This window comes from Caulobacter sp. 602-1, from assembly GCF_003931565.1.
Classification (GTDB): Bacteria; Pseudomonadota; Alphaproteobacteria; order Caulobacterales; family Caulobacteraceae; genus Caulobacter.
Map to the genome: position 1 here is coordinate 667,692 of NZ_RRYI01000001.1, position 21,215 is coordinate 688,906.

Genomic DNA, 21,215 nt, shown 5'->3' on the forward strand with positions numbered 1-21,215 from the left:
AAGTTCAATATGGCCATTTCCGCTCTGGATGACACCGATCGCCGCCTGTTGAGGGTTTTGCAGGTCGACGGCCGCATCACCAACGCCGAGCTCGCCAAGCGCTGTAACCTGTCGCCGGCGGCCACGTTCGACCGCGTTCGCCGCCTGCGCGAGCGCGGCTACATCACCGGCTACGCGGCGCTGCTGGACCCGGCCAAGGTCGACCGGGCGCTGCTGATCTTCGTCGAGGTGGTGCTGGAGCGTACGACGGGCGAGGTGTTCGAGGACTTCGCCGCGGCGGTGCGCCGCGCGCCGGAGATCCTGGAGTGCCACATGGTGGCCGGCGGCTTCGACTACCTGATCAAGGCCCGGGTCCGCGACATGGAGGCGTATCGGGGTTTCCTCGGCGACATCCTGGTCAAGATGCCCGGCGTGCGCGAGACGCGGACCTATGCGGTTCTGGAAGAGGTCAAGAGCACGGTGCAGCTGCCGCTCTAGGGTCTGTCCGCTTCGGATTGAGGGGGCGAGAGACCGCGCCAACCTGTGGGGCAGTGGCGCGGTCCTGCCGAGACGACGGTTGGAGCGTCGGTCCCGACGTTCGTCACAACGGTGGACCTTGGGAGAGCCGCCTTCGTGTCGATGGCGCGACTCTAACGCCACCGTTTTCAGGGTCACACAACCTCTGGCTTGCAGCGCCCCATTCCGGGTTGGCCCGCCCGTTCGCGTACGCGTTGAACGGCGGCGGAACACGCAAGTCCCACCGCAAGGGTGGAAGGGCGCCTCCAGGGATGGGGGGAGGAGAACGCCCTTCCGTTCGTGACCATCGGGGTGGGGGATGATGGCCAGCGAACCACCCCGGCTCTCGCCGGGGAGCTCTTGTTCGTTTCAGCCTCAGGCCGCGGGCGCGCCGCCGCCGAGGGTCTTGTAGAGGGTGACGAGGTTGGTCGCTCGCGCCAGGCGCGCCGTGATCAGGCCTTGCTGGGCCGAATACAGGGTGCGCTGGGAATCGAGCAAAGTCAGGGCGCTGTCGAGGCCGGCGTCGCGACGCTGTTGCGACAGGCGCTGGCTATCGGTCGCGGCCACGACCAGGCGTTCCTGGGCGGCGAGACGGTCGGCGACCGTGGCTCGCACCGACAGGGCGTCGGAGACCTCGCGGAACGCCGTCTGCACCGTCTTCTCGTAGGTCGCCACGGCGATGTCGCGGTTGGCCTTGGAGACGTTCAGGTTGGCGACATTGGCCCCGCCCGCGAAGATCGGCAGGCTGATCTGGGGCGTGAAGCTCCAGGTCTTGGTCCCGCTCTTGAACAGGCCGTCCAGCTCGCCGCTGCTGGAGCCCAGCGAGCCGGTGAGGCTGATGCGCGGGAAGAAGGCCGCGCGCGCCGCGCCGATATTGGCGTTGGCGCCCCGCAACTGGTGCTCGGCGGCCAGCACGTCGGGACGACGGGCCAGGACGTCCGAGGGCACGCCCGCGGGCAGGTCGGCCAGGATCTGGGCCGAGGCCAGGTCCCGCGACGGCAGCAGGTTGGCCGGCACGTCGGCCCCGGCCAGCAGGGTCAGGGCGTTGAGGTCCTGGGCGACCTGAGCGGTGTAGACCGCCACGTCGCTGCGGGCCGTCTCGGCCTGGACCTGGGCGTTGCGCAAGGTGGCCAGCGAGCCGACGCCGCCGTCGACCTGCTGCTGGGTCAGGCGCAGCGTGTCCTCGCGGGTCGTCAGGGTGTCCCTGGCGAGCGCCAGGCGCTCCTGGTCGGCGGCCAGGGTCAGCCAGGCGTTGGCGGTCTCGGCGATCAGGCTGATGCGGACCGAGCGGCTGGTTTCCTGCGTGGCGAAGAAGCTCTGCAGGGCCTGGGCGTTCAGGCTGCGGACGCGGCCGAACAGGTCCAACTCATAGGCCGTGAAGCCGATCGTGGCGCTGTAGGCCTCGATCTCCAGCGCCTGGCCGGTCTGCGAGGTCGCCGCCGGGGTGTGGCTGCGCTGCTCACTGATCGTCCCATTGACGCCCGGGAACAGGGCCGAACGCTGGACGCCGTACTGGGCGCGGGCCTTCTCGATGTTCAGAACCGCCACGCGCAGGTCGCGGTTCTGCTTGAGGGCCAGGTCGACCACGCCTTGCAGGCGCGGATCGACCAGCACCTGGCGCCAGTCGAGGTCGGCGGCCGTGACGGAGGCCGCCGGCTCCGGCGTCGGCGTGGACCAGGTCTGGGCGACCGGCAGGACCGGGCGCTCGTACTTCGGCGCCAGGGTGCAGGCGCTGACCGCCGTGGAGGCCAGCAGGATCAGGGTGAGACTACGGAACATGATCAGTGGGCCTCCGTCGACGAGATCTCGCCGCCGTGCTCGGCGACGGCCTCGTCATGGCCTTTGTGCTTGGGTTTGAAGACCTTCTCGACGACCACGAAGAACAGCGGGACGAAGAAGATTGCCAGGAGAGTGGCCGAGATCATGCCGCCGATCACGCCGGTGCCGATGGCGTGCTGGGCCCCGGAGCCGGCCCCGTTGGAGATCGCCAGCGGCAGGACGCCGAAGACGAAGGCCAGCGAGGTCATGATGATCGGGCGCAGACGGATGCGGACCGCCTCCAGCGTCGCCTCAACCAGGCCCATGCCCTTCTCGTAGAGGTCCTTGGCGAACTCGACGATCAGGATGGCGTTCTTGGACGCCAGACCCATGGTCGTCAGCAGGCCGACCTGGAAGTAGATGTCGTTGCTGAGACCGCGGGCGAAGGTCGCCAGCAGGGCGCCGACGATGCCGAGCGGCACCACCATGATGACGGCCAGCGGGATCGACCAGCTCTCATAGAGGGCGGCCAGCAGCAGGAACACCACCAGGATCGAGATGCCGTAGAGGGCCGGAGCCTGGTTGCCGGACTCGCGTTCCTGAGCCGACAGCCCGGTCCATTCGAAGCCGATGCCCTGGGGCAGCTGGCTGGCCAGCTTCTCCATGGCGGCCATGGCCTGGCCCGAGCTCTTGCCGGGGGCCGGAGCGCCCTGGATGTTCATCGACGACAGGCCGTTATAGCGTTCCAGGCGCGGCGAACCGTAGGTCCAGCTGGCCGTGGCGAAGGCTGGGAACGGCACCATCTGGCCCTGGTCGTTGCGGACGTACCAGCGGTTCAGGTCCTCCGGCGTCATGCGGTAGGGGGCGTCGGCCTGGATATAGACCTTCTTCACGCGACCGCGGTCCATGAAGTCGTTCACGTAGCTCCCGCCCCAGGCCGCGCTGAGCGCGCTGTTGATGTCGGCGGTTGTCAGGCCCATGGCCCCGGCCTTGGCCTGGTCCACGGTGATCTTGAGCTGCGGGGTGTCGTCCTGACCGTTCGGGCGCACGCCCGCCAGGTTCGGATCCTGCGCCGCCATGCCCAGCATCTGGTTGCGGGCGTTCATCAGCGTCTCGTGACCGACGCCGCCGATGTCCTGCAGCTGGAAGTCGAAGCCCGACGAGGTGCCGAGTTCCGGCACGGCCGGCGGGATCACCGCGAACACCATGGCGTCGCGGATCTGGCTGAAGGCGCCCATGGCGCGGCCGGCGACGGCCTGGGCCTTGAGCTTGGCGGCCTTGCGGTGCTCGAAGTCCTTCAGGCGGACGAAGGCGAGGCCGGCGTTCTGGCCCGCGCCGCTGAAGCTGAAGCCCGAGACGGTGAACACCGACTGCACGGCGTCCTTTTCGTCCTGCAGGAAGTGGTTACGCACCGTGTCCAGCACCGCCAGGGTCTTCTGCTCGGGCGCGCCGGCCGGGAGCTGGACGAGGGTGATCATGATCCCCTGGTCCTCTTCCGGCAGGAAGGCGCTGGGCAGGCGGATGAACAGCAGACCCATGGCGATGATGATGGCGGCGTAGACCGCCATCCAGCGGCCGCTCTTGCCCAGGATGCCCCGGACCGAGCCCTGGTAGCGACCGGACAGGTCGTTGAAGCTGCGATTGAACCAGCCGAAGAAGCCGGTCTTTTCGTCGTGGTGGCCGGCCTTGACCGGCTTCAGCAGGGTGGCGCAGAGCGCCGGCGTCAGGATCAGGGCCACGATCACCGACAGGCCCATCGCGCTGACGATGGTGATGGAGAACTGACGGTAGATCACGCCCTGCGAGCCGCCGAAGAAGGCCATGGGCACGAACACCGCGGCCAGCACCAGGGCGATGCCGATCAGGGCGCCGGTGATCTCCTGCATCGATTTGCGGGTGGCCTCGACGGGGCTGAGGCCCTCCTCGGACATCACGCGCTCGACATTCTCGACCACGACGATGGCGTCGTCGACCAGCAAGCCGATGGCCAGCACCAGGCCGAACATGGTCAGGGTGTTGATCGAATAGCCGAAGGCCGCCAGCACGCCGAAGGTGCCGAGCAGGACGACGGGCACGGCGATCGTCGGGATCAGGGTGGCGCGCCAGTTCTGCAGGAACAGGAACATGACGATGAAGACCAGCACGATGGCTTCGATCAGCGTCTTGACCACTTCCTCGATCGACAGCTTCACGAACGGCGTCGAGTCATAGGGGACGACGTACTTGTAGCCGGCCGGGAAATTCTTCTCGAGCTGGGCCATCCGAGCCTTCACGGCCGCGGCGGTGTCCAGAGCGTTGGCGCCGGGGGCCAATTTGATGGCCAGGCCGGCGGCCGGGTGGCCGTTGAACTTGGCGACCGAGGTGTAGTTCTCGGCGCCCAGCTCGACGCGGGCCACGTCGGACAGGCGAACGGTGGCGCCGCCGGTGGTGTTCTTGACGATGATCTGGCGGAACTCTTCCGGCGTCTGCAGGCGCGATTGGGCGGTGATGGTGGCGTTCAGGCCCGTGCCCGGCAGGTTCGGCGCGCCGCCCAGCTGGCCGGCCGAGACCTGGGCGTTCTGGGCGCGGATCGCGGCGGCCACGTCGGCGGGGGTCAGGCTGAAGCTGGCCAGCTTTTGCGGATCCAGCCAGATTCGCATGGCGTACTGGGCGCCGAACAGCTGCAGGTCGCCGACGCCGTCGACGCGGCTCAGCGGATCCTGGATGTTCGAGGCCAGATAGTCGGCCAGGTCGGTGTTGGTGGTCTTCGGATTCTCGGAATAGAGGCCGACGACCATCATGAAGTTACGGGCCGACTTGGCGACCGTCAGGCCCTGCTGCTGCACTTCCTGCGGCAGCAGCGCGGTGGCGGTCTGCAGCTTGTTCTGGACCTGCACCTGGGCGATGTCGATGTCGGTGCCGGCCTTGAAGGTCAGGGTGACCGTGGCCGCGCCGGAGCTGTCGCTGGTCGAGGACATGTAGTCCAGGCCATCGAGGCCCTTCATCTTCTGTTCGATGACCTGGGTGACGCTGTCTTCCACCGTCTTGGCGGAGGCGCCCGGATAGATGGCCGAGACCGCGACCTGGGGCAGGGCGATTTCGGGATATTGCGCGATCGGCAGGGTCCGGATGGCGAGCGCCCCGGCCAGCATGATCACGATGGCGATGACCCACGCGAAGATGGGTCTGTCGATGAAGAAACGCGAAAGCATCTGGGGCCCGCCTTAGTGTTGGGCTTGCTGCGGGGCGGCGGGCTTGCTGCCGGCCGGAACGGGCTTGATCGGCGCGCCGGGGCGCAGCTTCTGCAGGCCCTCGGTGATGACCTTGTCGCCCGGGTTCAGGCCGCTGGTGACCAGCCACTTGTCGCCGACCGTCTGGCCCAGGGTGACCGGGCGCGGCTCGGCGCCCTTGGCGCCGACCAGGCTGACCATGGCGGCGCCCTTCGGATCGCGCTGGACGGCCGCCTGCGGGATCAGGATGCCCGTCGGGGCCACGCCCTGGCTCAGGGCCGCGCGGACGTACATGCCGGGCAGCAGCTGGCCGTTCGGGTTCGGGAAGATGGCGCGCAGGGTGACCGAACCGGTGCCTGGGTCGACCGTGATGTCCGAGAACTCCAGGCGGCCCGGGATCGGATAGGTCGAGCCGTCTTCCAGCGTCAGGGTGACCTGGGCGGAATTGGTGCGGCCGACCTTGCCGCTGGCGAACTGCTGCTGGAGCTTGAGCAGCTCGGCCGAGGTCTGGGTCAGGTCGACATAGATCTTCGACAGGTCCTGGACCGTGGCCAGCGGGGTGGCCTGGCTGGCGGTGACCAGCGCGCCCGGCGTCACCGAGCTCTTGCCGATCCGGCCCGAGATCGGGGCCACGACGCGGGTGTAGTTCAGGTTGATGCGGGCGTTGTCCAGCGCGGCCTTCTGCACGGCGACGGCGGCGGCCGTCTGCAGGGCGGCGGCCTGGGCGTCGTCATTGTCCTGCTTGGACACCGCGCCGGTCTCGACCAGACCCTTGTAGCGGTCGGCCTTCAGCCTGGCGGCCGTGGCGGTCGCCTGGGCCTGGGCCAGGGCGGCGGCGGCGCTGTTGACGCTGGCCTGATAGGTCGCCGGGTCGATCTGGTAGAGCGACTGGCCGGCGCGGACGGTCGAGCCCTCGGTGAACAGACGCGCCTTGATGACGCCGCCCACCTGCGGGCGCACTTCCGAGACCAGGAAGGCCGAGGTGCGGCCCGACAGTTCGGTGGTCAGGCCGACCGGCTGGGTCTGGGCGACGACGTAGCCGACCTCGGTCGGACCGCCCATGCCCATGCCGCCAGCGCCTCCCTTGCCCTGACCGCAGGCGGCGAGGGTGAGAGCGACGGCGGAGAGCCCCGCGGCCGTGATCACGGCCGAGCGTTGGAATTGCATATTTGACCCCGGATGCGGTGGCTTCGCGGGCTATTGCCCTTGACGAAACCGGCATGATGAACAATTTGAGAATGAACGTTCATTCTCAAGTGGGCTGGACATAGGTGCGGTAGTGTCGCAAGTCAACCTTCGCACCCAATGCCGTCGCCTGACCTAGCGGAAATGTAATGCCAAGCGGGAATTTCCCAAGTGAAACCTTCGATGTCTGACGAGACGCATCCGAGCCGACCGTCGCCGGAATCGCGTCGCCAGCAGATTCTGGACGCGGCGTGCGAGCGCGTGAGGCAGTCGGGCTTCCACGGCGCCAGCATGGCGGACATCGCCAAGGCGGCCGGGCTGAGCGTCGGGCAGATCTACCGCTATTTCGAGAACAAGGAGGCGATCATCGCCGCCATCGTCGCCCAGGACCTGGCCGAGATGCGCGACAAGTTCGCCGAGATTGAGAGTCGGCCGGGCGCCCTGCTGGACGCCATCGAGGCGCACCTGCCCGAGGGCATCGACAAGTGCTTCGATCCGCGCCGCGCGACGCTGGCCCTGGAAGTGGTGGCCGAGGCCGCCCGCAATCCCAAGGTCGCCGCCATCGTCCGCGCCGCCGACGATCAGGAGCGGGCCCTGGCCCAGACCATGATGGGGCGCGATCGCAAGCCAGAGTGGAGCGAGGCCGAGTTCCAGGCCCGCTGCGAGGTGGTCGGCATGATCTTCGACGGCCTGCTGATGCGCGGCGTCAACCACCCGGATCTCGACCGCGAGGCCCTGGCCGACGTCCTGCGCTCGACCGTGCGCCACCTGCTGGGGTAAGCCGAAACTCCCAGCGCCGTGTCCCGGGCCCGACGGTCATCCTCGCACCGATGATGCTGGTCGTGGCCGACACGCGGTGTCGGGCGACTAGCTGGGCCTTCGGTCGTTCGCTAGGCTAAGCGCGATCTGAGGTTGTCGGAGTCGGGGCGTGAGGCGTTTGTCCGTCGGGGTGCTGGTTGCGCTCCTGCTCGGGGCCGCGGCGAAGGCCGAGCCCATCCGCTACGCCCTGTCGCCGGTCGTCGAGAACGGCGCGCTGACGGCCCTGGCGGTCGATATCGACTTCAGGGGCGACGAGGACGGACTGACGGTCCTGAAGTTCATCGACAGCTTCCAGGGCGACACCCGGCCTGGCCGCTTCGCCGAAGGCCTGGAGATCACCGGCGCCAGGTCTGTCACGCCCAGGCCCGAGGGCGGGGCCGCGATCCGCGCGACGCCCGGCGCCGCGCTTCACGCCCGCTACCAGATCCGTTCGGGCTACGACAAGGCGCCGACCACTCAGGACGAGACCCAGACCAAGCCGATCATCCTGCCCGACTGGTTCTACACGGTCGGAGAATTGGTCTTCGCCTATCCCGAGGGGCGCTACGACACGCCGGCGACCTTCGTCTGGAACGACAAAGCGTCGGGCTTCCGTTTTGCTTCGGACCTCCAGCAGTTGGCGGCCCGCCATGGCGCGGTCGGCGACATGCTGGACAGCATCATGATCGGTTCGCCGCGGCTACGGATCACCGAGGGAACGGGTGCTGACGCCGGCCTGCGGTTCGCAGCGCTGGGAACTTTCGAGGACTATGACGATAAGGCGTTCTCCGCGATGGCCTTCCGGGTGATCCAGGCCGAGCGCGCGTTCTGGGCCGACGGGGCTACGCCATTCCTTGTCACGCTGGCGCCGCTGGAGATGCGGTTCATCGCCAGCTACAGCGGTACGGGACGCGGCGACGCGTTCGCCTTGTGGGTCGGGACCGACCTGCCGCTGGCGGACCTGCGCCGGCTGCTCGCCCACGAATATTTCCACACCTGGAACGCGGACCAACTAGGCCTGCAAAGCCGGCAGCGGCGCAGCGCTTGGCTCTCGGAAGGATTCACCGACTTCTATGCGCGCCGCCTGCTGCTGCGCGCCGGGGTCTACAGCCTGGCCGACTACGCGCAGGCGTGGAACGAGGATCTGCTGGGCTATGGCGTCTCGCCATCGCGCAACGCCGACATTCAGGCCATGGCCAAAGACTATTGGCGGGATCGCGGTCTTGAAGAGATCGCCTACAAGCGTGGCGCGCTGAGCGCGGCGCTGTTCGACGCCGAGCTGCGCGAAGACGGCAAGAGCCTCGACGACGTGATGCGCGCGATGCGGCGGCTCCATCGCAGGGACTCCAAGACCCTGCTACGGACCAATTTCGAGACCGCATTCATGGAGGTTTCGGGCCATTCGCCCCTGGCGGAGATCGATCGCTACCATACGCACGGCGGGACCCTGACCTTGCCGGCCAACGCCTTCGCCTGCCTGACGGTCCGAACAGTGACGCAGCCCGTCTGGAACCTGGGCTTCGATCCTGAGGCCACGTCCAATGCGGGCGTCTTCACGGGCGTTGATCCGGCCGGCCCGGCCTACGCGGCCGGTCTGCGCGACGGCATGAAGAAGCTGAAGCGCGAGGGCGGAGCCCAGGATGACTCGAGCGTCGAGATCGCCTATCGCGTCCGCGACGCTGCGGGCCGAGAGCAGGTGGTGCGCTACAAGCCCGAGGGCAAGACGATGGTCAGCTTTCAGCGCCTGTCGATTCCCGAGGGGGTGACGCCAGATCAGGAGAAGGCGTGCGTGAAGACTCTGAGCGGCCTCTAGGGCCGAGCGGGGCGGCGCGTCAGTCCAGCGCCTGGTACCGGAAGTTCCGGAACCGCGCCGAGCCCTTGCCGGCCGCGTAGAGGCCCGGCTTCAGCATCAGGAACCCGCCGCGGACATTGTGGTGGTAGCCGCTGACCTCCATGCCCCGGTCGAACCGTTTCCAGGTCTTCCCACCGTCGCCACTGGTGTGGAAGCTGACGATGTGGCGGGTGTTGATCACCTTCATCAGCATCCGCGATCCATGCGGATTGGCGGGTCGTCCGCGCTCGATGCCGTACTGGTGGGTGACGAAGGTCTTCTCGTCGAAGCCCAGGCCGCAATAGAGCTGGCGGTCGTAGAACAGGATCAGGCCGGCGCGCGTCTCGGGATCGACTTCGATGTCGCAGGTGAATTCATAGGCCTGGTCGCCGTTGACGAAGATCAGCGGCGCGCCGCTGGACGGGGCCTCGCCGGCGCCCTTCAGGGTCATGACGCCATGGGCGCGACTGATGCGGCTCTGCTCGCCGGGCTTGGGATCGAAGAACGCCCACTGCACGCCGTACTTGTCGGCGGTGAAGTCGTCCGACAGCGCCTTGCCGTGCGGGCCGGGCTTGCCGCCTTTCGGCTTCTTGATGGGCTTCGACAGATCGCCGCCGCCGACCTCGAACCAGCCGTCGGCGGTCCAGGTCACGGGGGCCAGCAGGGTCTGACGGCCCAGGGTGTAATAGCCGTTCTCGTAGCCGTGATAGACGGTCCACCAGTCGCCGGGCGTCGGCCCCTCGACCAGGGTGGCGTGGCCGCGCGACCACCATTTCTCGCTGTTGTCGACGGTGCGGACGACCGGGTTGCGCGGATGGTCCTCCCACGGGCCGGCCAGCGACTTCGAGCGCGCGACGATGACCATGTGGCCGGTCGGCGGGCCGGCCGTGCCGCCCACGGCGGTGACCAGGTAGAAGTAGTCGCCGCGCTTCATGACCTTGGGGCCTTCGGGCGAGAAGCCCTCCACGTCCCAGTCATCCGGATAGCGCCAGGGATTGTAGACGTGCTCGGGCTCGCCGACGGTGGACAGGCCGTCCGGCGCCAGCCTGATGCGGTCGCCGCCGGACAGGAACAGCCAGCGCTCGCCGTGCTCGTCGACGATGTGGCCGGGATCGATATAGCGCGGCAGTTTCAGGTCGACCGGCTCGGACCATGGGCCCTCGATCCGATCGGCCCAGATCACGTAGCTGGTGTTGTTGTTCGGCTGCTTGGCCGGCAGGTAGATGTAGTAGCGGCCCTTGTGCTTGCAGATCTCGGGCGCCCAGATCGAGCCGACATTGGTCTTCAGCGTGGTGACGACCGGCGTCCAGTTCACCAGGTCCCTGGAATGCCAGATCAGCAGACCCGGATAGGCGTCGAACGAGCTGTGGGTCATGTAGTAGTCGTCGCCGTCCTTCAGGATCGACGGGTCCGGGTGGTCGCCGGCGAGGATGGGGTTGAGGAACGCGCCGTCGCCCAGGTCGGCCTTGCGCTGGCCTTCGACGCCCCTGGCCCAGGTCGGGCCGGCCGCGCTCTTCGACGGCAAGAGGCCCAACTGGCCGGCGGCTTCGCTGGTCGCCGGAAGGGCGGCGAGGCCGGCGCCGGTCAGCAGCGAGCCCAGCGCGCCGCGGCGGTTGATGTCGACCATGTTCGTTCCTCCCGGAGCGGCGCTTCCATTGTCTCGAGGGCGCTCGTCGCCGTTACCCTAGCGGCCTGGGAAAGACGCTGTCCACCGGTGTCATTTCTGTTCTCGCAGGGGGAGACGACAAAGAAAAAGCCCCGGAGGCGATCCTCCGGGGCTTCGGTATCTTCAGGTGATGGCGGGGCTTAGCCCTGCATCGCCTCCAGCTCCTTGCCGCGCGTTTCGTCGATCAGCTTCTGGACCAGGAAGAACGAGACCACGGCGCAGACGGCATAGAAGCCGTAGGTCATGGGCAGGCTCGCCTTCTTCATGATCGGGAAGCTGAACGAGATGGCGAAGTTGGCGATCCACTGGGCGAAGCCGCAGACGGCCAGGGCCGAGCCGCGCATCTGGTTGGGGAACATCTCGCCCAGCATCACCCACATGACCGGACCCCAGGAGAGGTTGAAGAAGATCACATAGAGGTTGGCGGCGACCAGGGCGATCGGGCCGACGCTGGCGTCCAGGTGCAGGGCGCCGTTGACCATGGTGGCGGTCGAGAAGCACCAGGTCATCACGCCCAGGGTCACGGCCATGCCGGCCGAGCCGATCAGCAGCAGCGGCTTGCGGCCGATCTTGTCGATGACGGCGATGGCGGCCAGGCAGGCCAGGATCGACAGCGCGCCCGACAGGATGTTGATCTTCAGGCTGTCGTCCTCGGTGAAGCCCACCGACTGCCACAGCACCGAGCCGTAGTAGAAGACGATGTTGATGCCCACGAGCTGCTGGAACACGGCCAGCACCAGGCCGGCCCACAGGATCGCGCGCAGCTTCCGGGTCTTGGGGTCCAGCAGGTCCGAGAACTTCGGCTGGTGATCGGCGGCCAGCGAGGCGCGGATCTCGGCGACCTTGGCCGCGCCCTGACCCGGGCCGAACAGGCGCGAGAGGATGGCTTCGGCCTGGGCGTCCTTGCCCTTGGCGACCAGGAAGCGCGGGCTTTCCGGAATCACCAGCAGGGCGAAGAAGAAGATGCCGGCCGGGATGACCTGCATCCAGAACATCCAGCGCCAGGCCGGCAGGCCCAGCCAGAACTCGGCGGTCGAGCTGCCGGCGGTGTGGGCCAGGGCGTAGTTGGCCAGGAAGGCGCCGGTCAGGCCGGTGATGATCATGATCTGCTGCACGGACGACAGGCGGCCGCGGATATTGGCCGGTGTGACTTCCGAGATGTAGACCGGGCACAGCACCGAGGCGGCGCCAACGCCCAGACCGCCGATCAGGCGGAAGATCACGAAGACCAGCGAGGTGTGGGCGCCGCCGGTGCCCAGGGCGCTGACCACGAACAGCAGGGCCGAGATGATCATCACCGTGCGACGGCCCCACACGTCGGCCAGGCGGCCGGCGGCGAAGGCGCCAAAGGCGCAGCCGAGCAGGATGGCGGCCACGTTGAGGCCCTCGCCGGCCTCGGTCAGGTTGAAGGCGGCCTTCAGGCCGGTCTGCGTGCCGTTGATGACGCCGCTGTCATAGCCGAACATGAAGCCGCCAATGGTGGCGACGGCGACGATCGCGGCGATGAAGGCCATGTTGACCTTCAGCCCATCGGCGCTCATGCCGGCGCTCGGACCGGCGTTGGATACTGAAGCCACAGGTTTCCTCCCCGTTGGGCCCACCGGCCCCGTTTGATGCCCTCGCGGTCCTTGTCAGACCTTTGGTTGCCGGCGACCTTAGTGTTACCGGTATCAGCGCGCAAGCGGTGGTTCTGACGACCTCATGCTCGTGCGCGGGACTCACCCCTGCGCCTCTTCGATAGCAGAGGCGCAGGGGTTTCCGCGACGTCCGTTTCGTAGGACGCGCGAGGGCGGACAAGGCGGAATGGAAATCTGGCGTCCGGCGGCAGGGCTGGACGGCGGCGCTACATGATCGTCCGCGGCGCGCGGAAAAGATGCGCCCTGCGATCCTCCGCCTGGCCGCCGGGCTCGGCGGGAGAGAGGCGCGGCCCGAGTTGTTCGATCTCAAGCCAGGTCCAGGGCCGGGCGCTCAGCCGCTTCTCGTAGCGCCAGATCTTCAGAGGGTACCAGCCGCCGGGAATCTCGGTCGGAATGGTCTCGGTCCGGGTCAGGACCCAGCCGGCCTTCTGGTAGAAGCGCGCGGCGCGGGTGTTGCCGATGGCGCAGGCCAGCCACGGCGTCTTGACCCCGGCCTCCAGCAGGCGGTCCTCGGCGTCGGCCATCAGCAAGGCGGCGATGCCGGCGCCGCGAGACTCTTCCTCGACATAGAGCTGGTTCAGCTCGTTCTCCTTGATCAGATGGAAGCCTAGCGGCGCGCCGACCGGCCCGACAGCGCGGACGTGGGGCAGGGCCAAGGCCATCCGGACGATGAAGCTGTCCAATGTTCGTCGGTTTGCGAGGGCCTTGGGGACCAGCGGCAGATGGGCGTCCCGCCAGCCCTGCCACCACAAGCGGGCCAGGGGGCCGAGGTCCGGAGTCTGGGCGGCGCGAATGCTCATGACTTGTCCTCCTCGATTGGCGGCGAGGACACGGCGGGCCGATTTAGGGCGGCGCGCACGGTTTTGACCGTCAGGACAGTTAAGGCCGCGATGGCGGCGGGGATGAGAAACAGCAGCCAGACCAGCACCACCAGGGCGAGCTGGAACGCACTCGTCACGACCACCAGGGTCGGCGATTCCTTGCGTTCATCCAGGGCTCGGCTCAACGATAACATGCTGTCCGCACTTGAAAATTATGCCCCCGGTAACGCGACCATAACCTCGTTTTGAGTTTCAACCTAGAAGAGAATTTTACAATTGACTGCAGATTTTTTAGGACTTTCTTAATCTCCATTTGGATGGTCAAGCAGGTTTACTTGGCTGCGAGTGCGTCGCGGTCGCTCACCAAAAGGGCGCTATTGCGCCTCGGCCCGCCGTGGCGCTGGCCTGAAGCCCCCCTTCGCGGCGAGGCGGGCGGCGGTCGTCCGCGGGCCGCGAGGACAAGAAAAAAGCCCCGGATCGCTCCGGGGCTTCTTGGTTCTAGTGGTTATGCCGGGGCAGCTTGGACGCCAGGTCCTGGTACTTGACGGCGAACTCCAGCACCCCGCCGGTCTCCAGCTGGCCCGTGTGGGCGCGGTAGATTTCCTGCCAGGGGGTCATGGTCGCCGGGACGGCCGGAATGCCTTCCTTCCGGCGCTCGGCGATGGTCGCCTCGTCCACCAGGGCGTCGCAGCGGCCGGTATTGAGGTCGATGCGGATGGTGTCGCCGGTGCGCAGCCACGACAGACCGCCGCCGATGGCGCTTTCCGGCGAGGCGTTGAGGATCGAGGGGCTGTCGGCGGTGCCTGACTGGCGGCCGTCGCCCAGCGTCGGCAGGGACATGATCCCCTTCTTCAGCAGGTGATCCGGCGGCTGCATGTTCACGACCTCGGCCGAGCCGGGCCAGCCGATCGGCCCGGCGCCGCGGATGACGAGGATGCAGTGCTCGTCGATCCCCAGGGCCGGGTCGTTGATCCGGGCGTGATAGTCGTCCGAGCCGTCGAACACGATGGCGCGGGCTTCGAAGATATCCTCCTGGCCCGGCTGGCTCAGGTAGCGCTTGCGGAAGTCGGCGCCGATGACGCTGGACTTCATGATGGCGAAGTCGAACAGGTTGCCCTTCAGCACCAGGAAGCCGGCCTTCTGCGCCAGCGGCTCGGCGTAGGGGAATATCACCTCGCGGTCGCTGGTTTCGCGGCCCTCGAGGTTTTCGGCCATGGTCTTGCCGGTGACCGTCAGAACGTCGCCGTGCAGACGGCCCTGTTGCAGCAGCTCCCACAGCACGGCGGGGGCGCCGCCGGCCCGGTGGAAGCGCTCGCCCAGATACTTGCCGGCCGGCTGCATGTTGACGATCAGCGGGATGTCGTAGGCCGCGCGCCAGTCGTCGGCGGTGATTTCCAGGCCCGCGTGACGGGCCATGGCCGCGATGTGCGGCTGGGCGTTGGTCGAGCCGCCGGCCGCCGCCACCAGGGCGATGGCGTTCTCGAAGGCCTTCTTCGTGAGAATGTCGAGCGGTTTGACGTCTTCATACGCCAGGTCGACGATCCGCTGGCCGGTCTTGTAGGCCATCTGGCCGCGCTCGCGGTAGGGGGCCGGGATGGCGGCGCAGCCGGTCAGGGACAGACCCAGGGCCTCGGCGACGGCGTTCATGGTCGAGGCCGTGCCCATGGTGTTGCAGTGACCGGCCGACGGCGCCGACGAGGCGGCGCGGTCGATGAACTCTTCCTCGGTGATCTCGCCGGCCGCCAGCTTGCGGCGCGAGCGCCAGATCACCGTGCCCGAGCCGACCAGCTCGTTCTCGTGCCAGCCGTCCAGCATGGGGCCGCCCGACAGCACGATGGCCGGGATGTTCACCGTGGTGGCGGCCATGATGCCGGCGGGCGTGGTCTTGTCGCAGCCGGTGGTCAGGACCACGGCGTCGATCGGATAGCCGTGCAGGGTCTCGACGAGGCCCAGATAGGAGAGGTTCCGGTCCAGCGCCGCCGTCGGTCGACGGCAGTTCTCGAAGATCGGGTGGACCGGAAACTCCATGGGGATGCCGCCGGCGTCGCGAATCCCGTCGCGCACCCGCGTCACCAGATCCAGGTGGATGCGGTTGCACGGCGAGATGTCGCTGCCGGTCTGGGCGATGCCGATGATCGGCTTGCCGCTGCGCAGCTCCTCCGGCGTGATCCCGTAGTTCATGAAGCGCTCCAGATAGAGCGCCGTCATGTCGATGTGGTCGGGATTATCGAACCAATCGCGGGACCGGAACCGGCGGGGCGTACGGTTAGACAAGGCGTACCTCGTATTGCGGCTGACCCGCGACATCGACCTGCACGGCGAACAGACCCCCGGCCAGCGGATACTGGGCCAGGGTCTCGTCGCTCAGGTCCTTGCGAGCGGTGGTGAAGAACAGGGTCTTGAGGTCAGGCCCGCCGAAGCAGGGCTTGGTGACGTTGGGCGCGGGCAGCTCGATGCGGGCCACGGCCTCGCCCGTCGGGGCGAAGCGGATGGCGCCGAAGCCGCCCCACAGGGCGGTCCACAGATAGCCCTCGGAATCGACCACCGAGCCGTCCGGATAGACGTCGTCGCCGACGGCGATCTGCACGAAGACGCGCTTGTTCGACAGCAGGCCGTCCTCGGAGAGGTCATAGGCCCAGATCGTCTTTTCCAGGGTGTCGGTGTGGTAGAAGGTCTTGCCGTCGGGCGAGACGCACGGGCCGTTGGTGATGCAGATGTTTTTCTCCATCCGCGCGACGCCGTGGGCGTCCATGCGGTAGAGCGAGCCGGTCTTGTCGGTTTCGCCGTCGTGCATGGTGCCGAACCACAGGCGGCCCTTGGTGTCGACCGTGGCGTCGTTGGGGCGGTTGTTCAGCGCCGCATCCTCGATCTCGAGGAAGCGCTGGAAGCCGGTCGCGACGTGGAACCTGTGCAGGCCCGACTTCAGGCCGGCCACGAAGCCGCCGCCGCCGGCCAGCGGCGCCAGGAAGGTCACCGGCTCGGACGTGTTGACCACCAGGCCCTCGCCGCTGGCGGGGCTGTAGCGGTGAACCTTGTGGCCCTTGATGTCCACGAACCATAGCGCATTGCCGGTCCAGATGGGACCCTCGCCCAGAGTGGCCTTCAGATCCCAGACGCAGGTGGCGGCGCTCATACTCGAAGTCTCCGTAGAACCGGTGTTGGCCGTTCGATAAGGCGGGGAGGGCTTTCAGGGAAGTCCTCCTTTCGTCGAACGGGCCAATCCCGGTTAACGCCAGCCCGCGTCGATCCAGTATTCGTGACCGGTGCAGAGCGAGGCGTCGTCCGAAGCCAGGAACAGCACCAGCGAGGCGACGTTCTCCGGCGCGATGCGGCCCTTCAGGCACTGAGCCTTGACGATCTCGGCCTCGCCTTCCGGCGTATACCACTTCTCCTGGCGCTTGGTCTTGACGTTGCCCGGCACCACGCAGGTGACGCGGATGTCGTCGGGGCCCAGCTCGCGGGCCAGGGCGCGGGTCATGCCCTCGATGCCCGCCTTGGCGGTTTCGTAGAGGACCAGATCCTCCAGGCCCAGGTGCCAGCTGATCGAGCCGAAGTTGATGATCGCCCCGCCGCCGCGCTTGGCCATGCCGGGCGCGACCGCCTGGGCCGCGAACACCATGTGGCGCAGGTTCACGCCGATGCGGTTGTCCCAGTATTCCGGCGTCAGGTCGGCCAGGGTATGGCGGTCGTCGTTGCCGGCGTTGTTGACCAGCACGTCGACGTCGCCGATCTCGGCGAAGGTCGCCTTCAGGGCGGCCAGGTCCATCAGGTCGCAGCGCTTGTAGACCGGCGCGATGGCCGCGCCCTCGGACAGTTGCGCGACCAGGGCGGTGGAATCCGCGTCGACGATGTCGAGGAAGATCACCTCCGCGCCTTGGCGCACGAAGCCGGCGACGAGGCCGGCCCCGATGCCCGAGCCGCCGCCGGTGATGACGACGCGCTTGCCCTTCAGGCTGGGATAGATGGCGGAGGACATGCTGCTTAGGACCACGAGTAGGAGGTTTTGGTCTGGGTGAAGAACTCGACGGCGGCGAAGCCCTGTTCGCGCGCGCCGTACGAGCTGCTCTTCGTGCCGCCGAACGGCACGTGATAGTCGACGCCGGCCGTGGCCAGATTGACCATGGTCATGCCGGCCTTGGCGTGACGCTGGAAGTGGCGGGCGTATTTCAGCGAGGTCGTGGCGATGCCGGCCGACAGGCCGAACTCGACGCCGTTGGCGATCTCCAGGGCCTCCTCGTACGACCCGACGCGGATGGTCGAGGCGACGGGGCCGAAGACCTCCTCGTTGTTGATCCGCATGCCGGCCTGGGTGTCGGCGATCAGGGTCGGCTGCACGTACCAGCCCGGATTGTCGAGCTTCAGGCGATCGCCGCCGGTGACTAGGCGGCCGCCTTCGCCCTTGGCGATGTCGATGTACTTGTACGACGTCTCCATCTGGTCTTCGGAGACGGCCGGGCCGATCTGGGTGCTGGGGTCCAGAGCGTCGCCGACGCGCAGGGCGGCGACCTTCTCGGCCAGCAGGGCCACGAACCTGTCGTGGATGCCGTCCTGGACGATCAGGCGCGAGCTGGCGGTGCAGCGCTGGCCGGTGGCGTAGAACGAACCGTCCAGGGCGATGGCGACGGCGCGTTCCAGATCGGCGTCGTCCAGGATGATCAGCGGGTTCTTGCCGCCCATCTCCAGCTGCACGCGGGCCTGGCGGGCGACGGCTGCGGCGGCGACCTGGGCGCCCACGCCCTGCGAGCCGGTGAAAGAGACGCCGTCGACGTCCTTGTGCTTGACCAGGGCGTCGCCCATCGATCCGCGACCGAACAGCATGTTGAACACGCCGGCCGGCGCGCCGCATTCCATCATGATATCGGCCAGCACGTTGGCGGTGGCCGGGGTCGGGCCTGCCGGCTTGATCACCACGGTGTTGCCGAAGGCCAGGGCTGGCGCCGCCTTCCAGGCCGGGATGGCGATCGGGAAGTTCCAGGGGGTGACCAGGCCGAACACGCCGACGGCCTGGCGGTAGGTCTGCACCTCGACGCCCGGACGGGTGCTCTCCAGGTTCTGGCCGTGGCGACGCAGGGCCTCGCCGGCGAAATACTTGAAGATGCGGCCGGCGCGGACGGTCTCGCCGATCCCTTCGGCGACCGTCTTGCCTTCCTCGCGGGCCAGCAGGCGGCCGATGTCGGCGCTGCGGGCGATGATGGTCGAGCCGACCTTGTCCAGCAGGTCCGAGCGGACTTCCGGCGAGGCTTCCGACCAGGACGGGAAGGCTTTCTTGGCCGCGTCGACGGCGGCGTCGACCTCGGCCTGGCCGCCCATCGGCACCTTGGCGACGACGTCGTTGGTGTTGGACGGGTTCAGGCTTTCGGCCGGGGCGTCGGCCGCGACGCGTTCGCCGCCAATGTAGTGGCGCAGGGTGTCGGTCATGCCGATGGTCCTTCGATTAGAGCAGGCCGCGGCCGGCCAGGTTGCGGATCAGGGCCGAGATGCCGAACGTCCACGGCTTGGCCTTGTCGCAGGTGGTGACCTCGTTCTCGAGCACGCCCAGTTTCGGCGTCGAGACGCGCACCCGGTCGCCGACCTTGTGGGTGAAGCCCTGGCCTGGCGTGTCGCGATCCTGGATCGGCGCGAACATGGTGCCCAGGAACAAGGCAAAGCCGTCCGGATACTGGTGCTGCTTGCCAAACGCCTGGCCGGCCAGCACGGCGGGGTCGCGGCTGATGAGGCTCATGTTCGACTTGCCGTCGAGCACGAAGTTGTCGCGGCCGGTGATCTTCAGCTCGACCTCGGCCGAGCGGACGTCGTCCAGGGCGAAGGTGTCGTCGAACAGGCGGAAGAACGGACCGATGGCGCACGAGGCGTTGTTGTCCTTGGCCTTGCTGAGCAGCAGGGCCGAGCGGCCTTCGAAGTCGCGCAGGTTGACGTCGTTGCCTAGCGACGCGCCACGGATCTGGCCCGAACCGTCGCACAGCAGCACGACCTCCGGCTCGGGGTTGTTCCAGTGGCTGTCGTAGCGGACGCCGACATGGTCGCCCCAGCCCATCGACGACAGGGTCGGGCCCTTGGTGAAGATCTCGGCGTCGGGGCCGATGGCGACCTCGAGATACTGAGACCACAGGCCGTCCTTGATCAGGGTCTGCTTCAGGCGCTCGGCGCCTTCCGAGCCCGGGTTCACGCTCTTCAGATCGCCGCCCATGCTGGCCGAGAGCTGTTCGCGGATCTTCAGGGCGGCGGCGGCGTCGCCGCGCGCGCGTTCCTCGATCACCCGCTCCAGGGTCGAGACGGCGAAGGTCACGCCGGCGGCCTTCAGGCACTGCAGATCGACGGGGGCGAGCAGCTTCACGGCCGCCGCGCCTTCGGGGTCTTCCCAGATGGGGCGGATGTCGAGGGCTTCCAGCGGACCCTTGTCCTCGCCGCGCGGGATTTCGGAGCCGGGCGGATAGGCGTTCATCAGGTCGGCGACGGTCGGGGCGATCTTTGAGACGTCCTCGACGCGACCGCCGCGCACCAGCACGGGCGTCGGGCCATCGCCGAAGTCGATGCGGCCCAGCAAGGTCGCGCTTTCCCAGTCTTCCGGAAGGAATTCACTCACGCCCACGGCGTCGTCTCCCCAAGTTCGAGCGTCTGGAAGCTGCCGACACGGCGGCGCTCGTTCATCAGGATCTTGGTAGCGCTAACATGTCTAACTCGCAAGCGACTTGTCAGACCAATCCGCTAAACGCCGTGTTCCGCGCCGAGGGCGCTGGCGGGGAAGGGTGATCTACCGCGCCACGGGCCCGCTGGAATCCCGCACGATCAGGGTGTGAGGATGCATCAGCTGCCTTGGCTCGCCGCTGCCGTCGCGCTTGCGGCGGATTTCTTCCAGGACCAGATCGACGGCGGCGCGGGCCATGGCGGCGATCGGCTGGTGGACGGTGGTCAGGGCCGGCCAGATGTTGTCGGCGATCGAGGTGTCGTCGAAGCCGACGATCGAGACGTCGCCCGGCACGTCCAGGCCCAGCCTGTGCGCCAGGCCCTCGGCGGCGGCGGCCATGTCGTCGTTGGCGGCGAAGATCGCGGTCGGGCGCGGCTCGGCGGCCAGCAGCCGTTCGGCGGCGTCCAGGCCCGAGCGATAGGTGAAGTAGCCCTGCTCGACCCGGATGTCCTCCATGGGGACGCCGGCGGCCTTCAGGGCGGCCATGAACCCGTCCAGGCGCTGCTGGCTGACCGTCTGGTTCGGGTGGCCCTTGATGAAGCCGAAGCGCTTGTGGCCCAGGCTGATCAGGTGCTGGGTCAGCTCGTAGGCGGCGGCCTCGTTGTCGATGCGGATGGTGGCCATGTCGGCGCTGGCCGTGCCCGGGGCGACGGCCACGGCGGCGGCGCCGGCGGCGCGGATCTCGGCCAGCACCTCGGGCGACTCGCACAGCGGCGGCGGCAGGATCAAACCGTCGACGCCGGTCTTCAGCAGGCGGGCCAGGGTGGCGCCGGCCAGCTCCGGTTCGGCGCATTTCTCGATGACGATCTGGGCGCCGGTGCGGCTGCTCTCGTCCAGGGCTCCGACCAGGAACTCCGACAGATAGCCGGTCGAGGGGTTGTCGTAGAGCAGGCCGATGCGGAAGGGCGCGCTGCCGGCCAGGCTGCGGGCGGCGGGGTTGGGCGCGTAGTTGAGGTCGGCGATGGCCTGTTCGACCAGGGCGCGGGTCTCGTCCTTGACGGTGCTCTCGCGGTTGATGACGCGCGAGACGGTCATCGGCGAAACGCCCGCCCGGGCGGCCACGTCGCGGATGGTGGCGCTCTGGGTCGTCCGACGACGCTGACGCTCGACAGGCTGGCTCATTCTTACTT

Annotated in this window: 16 protein-coding genes; 3 read left to right on the forward strand and 13 right to left on the reverse strand. The window is 67.9% G+C overall.

Features of this window, described 5'->3' with window-relative positions:
- The first annotated feature begins 9 nt into the window (after nucleotides 1-9).
- The gene (locus EIK80_RS03140) at nucleotides 10-477 is read left to right on the forward strand and encodes an Lrp/AsnC ligand binding domain-containing protein (protein ID WP_125155492.1); all 468 of its coding nucleotides are present in this window, start codon (nucleotides 10-12) and stop codon (nucleotides 475-477) included.
- Between the two features lie 393 nt (nucleotides 478-870).
- On the opposite strand, the gene EIK80_RS03145 is transcribed toward EIK80_RS03140, so the two are convergent.
- Genes EIK80_RS03145 through EIK80_RS03155 form a run of 3 tightly spaced genes read right to left on the reverse strand, consistent with a single transcriptional unit; the run spans nucleotide 871 to nucleotide 6,629 of the window.
- The gene (locus EIK80_RS03145) at nucleotides 871-2,274 is read right to left on the reverse strand and encodes an efflux transporter outer membrane subunit (RefSeq protein ID WP_125155493.1); all 1,404 of its coding nucleotides are present in this window, start codon (nucleotides 2,272-2,274) and stop codon (nucleotides 871-873) included.
- Between the two features lie 2 nt (nucleotides 2,275-2,276).
- The gene (locus EIK80_RS03150; protein ID WP_125155494.1) at nucleotides 2,277-5,444 is read right to left on the reverse strand and encodes an efflux RND transporter permease subunit; all 3,168 of its coding nucleotides are present in this window, start codon (nucleotides 5,442-5,444) and stop codon (nucleotides 2,277-2,279) included.
- A 12-nt stretch (nucleotides 5,445-5,456) separates the two neighbouring features.
- Entirely contained in the window at nucleotides 5,457-6,629 is a 1,173-nt protein-coding gene (locus EIK80_RS03155; RefSeq protein ID WP_125155495.1) for an efflux RND transporter periplasmic adaptor subunit, read from the reverse strand.
- Between the two features lie 201 nt (nucleotides 6,630-6,830).
- Here EIK80_RS03155 and EIK80_RS03160 point away from each other — a divergent pair, with 201 nt between their 5' ends.
- Both EIK80_RS03160 and EIK80_RS03165 read left to right on the forward strand, forming a co-directional pair.
- Nucleotides 6,831-7,427, forward strand: coding sequence for a TetR/AcrR family transcriptional regulator (locus EIK80_RS03160; protein ID WP_125155496.1), 597 nt, complete (start codon nucleotides 6,831-6,833; stop codon nucleotides 7,425-7,427).
- Nucleotides 7,428-7,575: 148 nt separating this feature from the next.
- Nucleotides 7,576-9,258, forward strand: a complete 1,683-nt coding sequence (locus tag EIK80_RS03165) for a hypothetical protein (RefSeq protein ID WP_125155497.1) — start codon at nucleotides 7,576-7,578, stop codon at nucleotides 9,256-9,258.
- Between the two features lie 19 nt (nucleotides 9,259-9,277).
- Here the strand turns inward: EIK80_RS03165 and EIK80_RS03170 are convergent, their stop codons facing one another.
- The 10 genes from EIK80_RS03170 to EIK80_RS03215 all read right to left on the reverse strand — a co-directional run bounded on the left by EIK80_RS03170 (nucleotide 9,278) and on the right by EIK80_RS03215 (nucleotide 21,207).
- Nucleotides 9,278-10,903 (reverse strand): family 43 glycosylhydrolase, encoded by a 1,626-nt coding sequence (locus EIK80_RS03170; protein ID WP_125155498.1) that lies wholly within the window; start codon nucleotides 10,901-10,903, stop codon nucleotides 9,278-9,280.
- Between the two features lie 179 nt (nucleotides 10,904-11,082).
- A complete protein-coding gene (locus tag EIK80_RS03175) occupies nucleotides 11,083-12,519 on the reverse strand; it encodes a sugar porter family MFS transporter (RefSeq protein WP_125155499.1) in 1,437 nt (478 codons plus the stop codon).
- A gap of 266 nt (nucleotides 12,520-12,785) precedes the next feature.
- On the reverse strand, nucleotides 12,786-13,379 hold the full coding sequence (locus EIK80_RS03180) for a GNAT family N-acetyltransferase (protein ID WP_125155500.1): 594 nt from the start codon (nucleotides 13,377-13,379) through the stop codon (nucleotides 12,786-12,788).
- Nucleotides 13,376-13,594, reverse strand: a complete 219-nt coding sequence (locus EIK80_RS03185; protein ID WP_125155501.1) for a hypothetical protein — start codon at nucleotides 13,592-13,594, stop codon at nucleotides 13,376-13,378. Before EIK80_RS03185 ends, EIK80_RS03180 begins: the two co-directional genes overlap by 4 nt.
- A gap of 304 nt (nucleotides 13,595-13,898) precedes the next feature.
- Nucleotides 13,899-15,674, reverse strand: a complete 1,776-nt coding sequence (xylD, locus tag EIK80_RS03190; protein WP_125155502.1) for a xylonate dehydratase XylD — start codon at nucleotides 15,672-15,674, stop codon at nucleotides 13,899-13,901.
- A complete protein-coding gene (locus EIK80_RS03195) occupies nucleotides 15,667-16,533 on the reverse strand; it encodes an SMP-30/gluconolactonase/LRE family protein (RefSeq protein WP_125155503.1) in 867 nt (288 codons plus the stop codon). The genes xylD and EIK80_RS03195 overlap by 8 nt, the downstream gene beginning before the upstream one ends.
- A 93-nt stretch (nucleotides 16,534-16,626) precedes the next feature.
- Nucleotides 16,627-17,376: a D-xylose 1-dehydrogenase gene (gene xylB, locus EIK80_RS03200; protein WP_125155504.1), complete on the reverse strand. Its 750-nt coding sequence runs from the start codon at nucleotides 17,374-17,376 to the stop codon at nucleotides 16,627-16,629.
- 5 nt (nucleotides 17,377-17,381) lie between these two features.
- Nucleotides 17,382-18,818 (reverse strand): aldehyde dehydrogenase family protein, encoded by a 1,437-nt coding sequence (locus EIK80_RS03205; RefSeq protein WP_125155505.1) that lies wholly within the window; start codon nucleotides 18,816-18,818, stop codon nucleotides 17,382-17,384.
- 16 nt (nucleotides 18,819-18,834) lie between these two features.
- The gene (locus EIK80_RS03210) at nucleotides 18,835-19,989 is read right to left on the reverse strand and encodes a fumarylacetoacetate hydrolase family protein (protein WP_125155506.1); all 1,155 of its coding nucleotides are present in this window, start codon (nucleotides 19,987-19,989) and stop codon (nucleotides 18,835-18,837) included.
- A 162-nt stretch (nucleotides 19,990-20,151) separates the two neighbouring features.
- Nucleotides 20,152-21,207, reverse strand: coding sequence for a LacI family DNA-binding transcriptional regulator (locus EIK80_RS03215; RefSeq protein WP_125155507.1), 1,056 nt, complete (start codon nucleotides 21,205-21,207; stop codon nucleotides 20,152-20,154).
- Nucleotides 21,208-21,215: the final 8 nt, after the last annotated feature.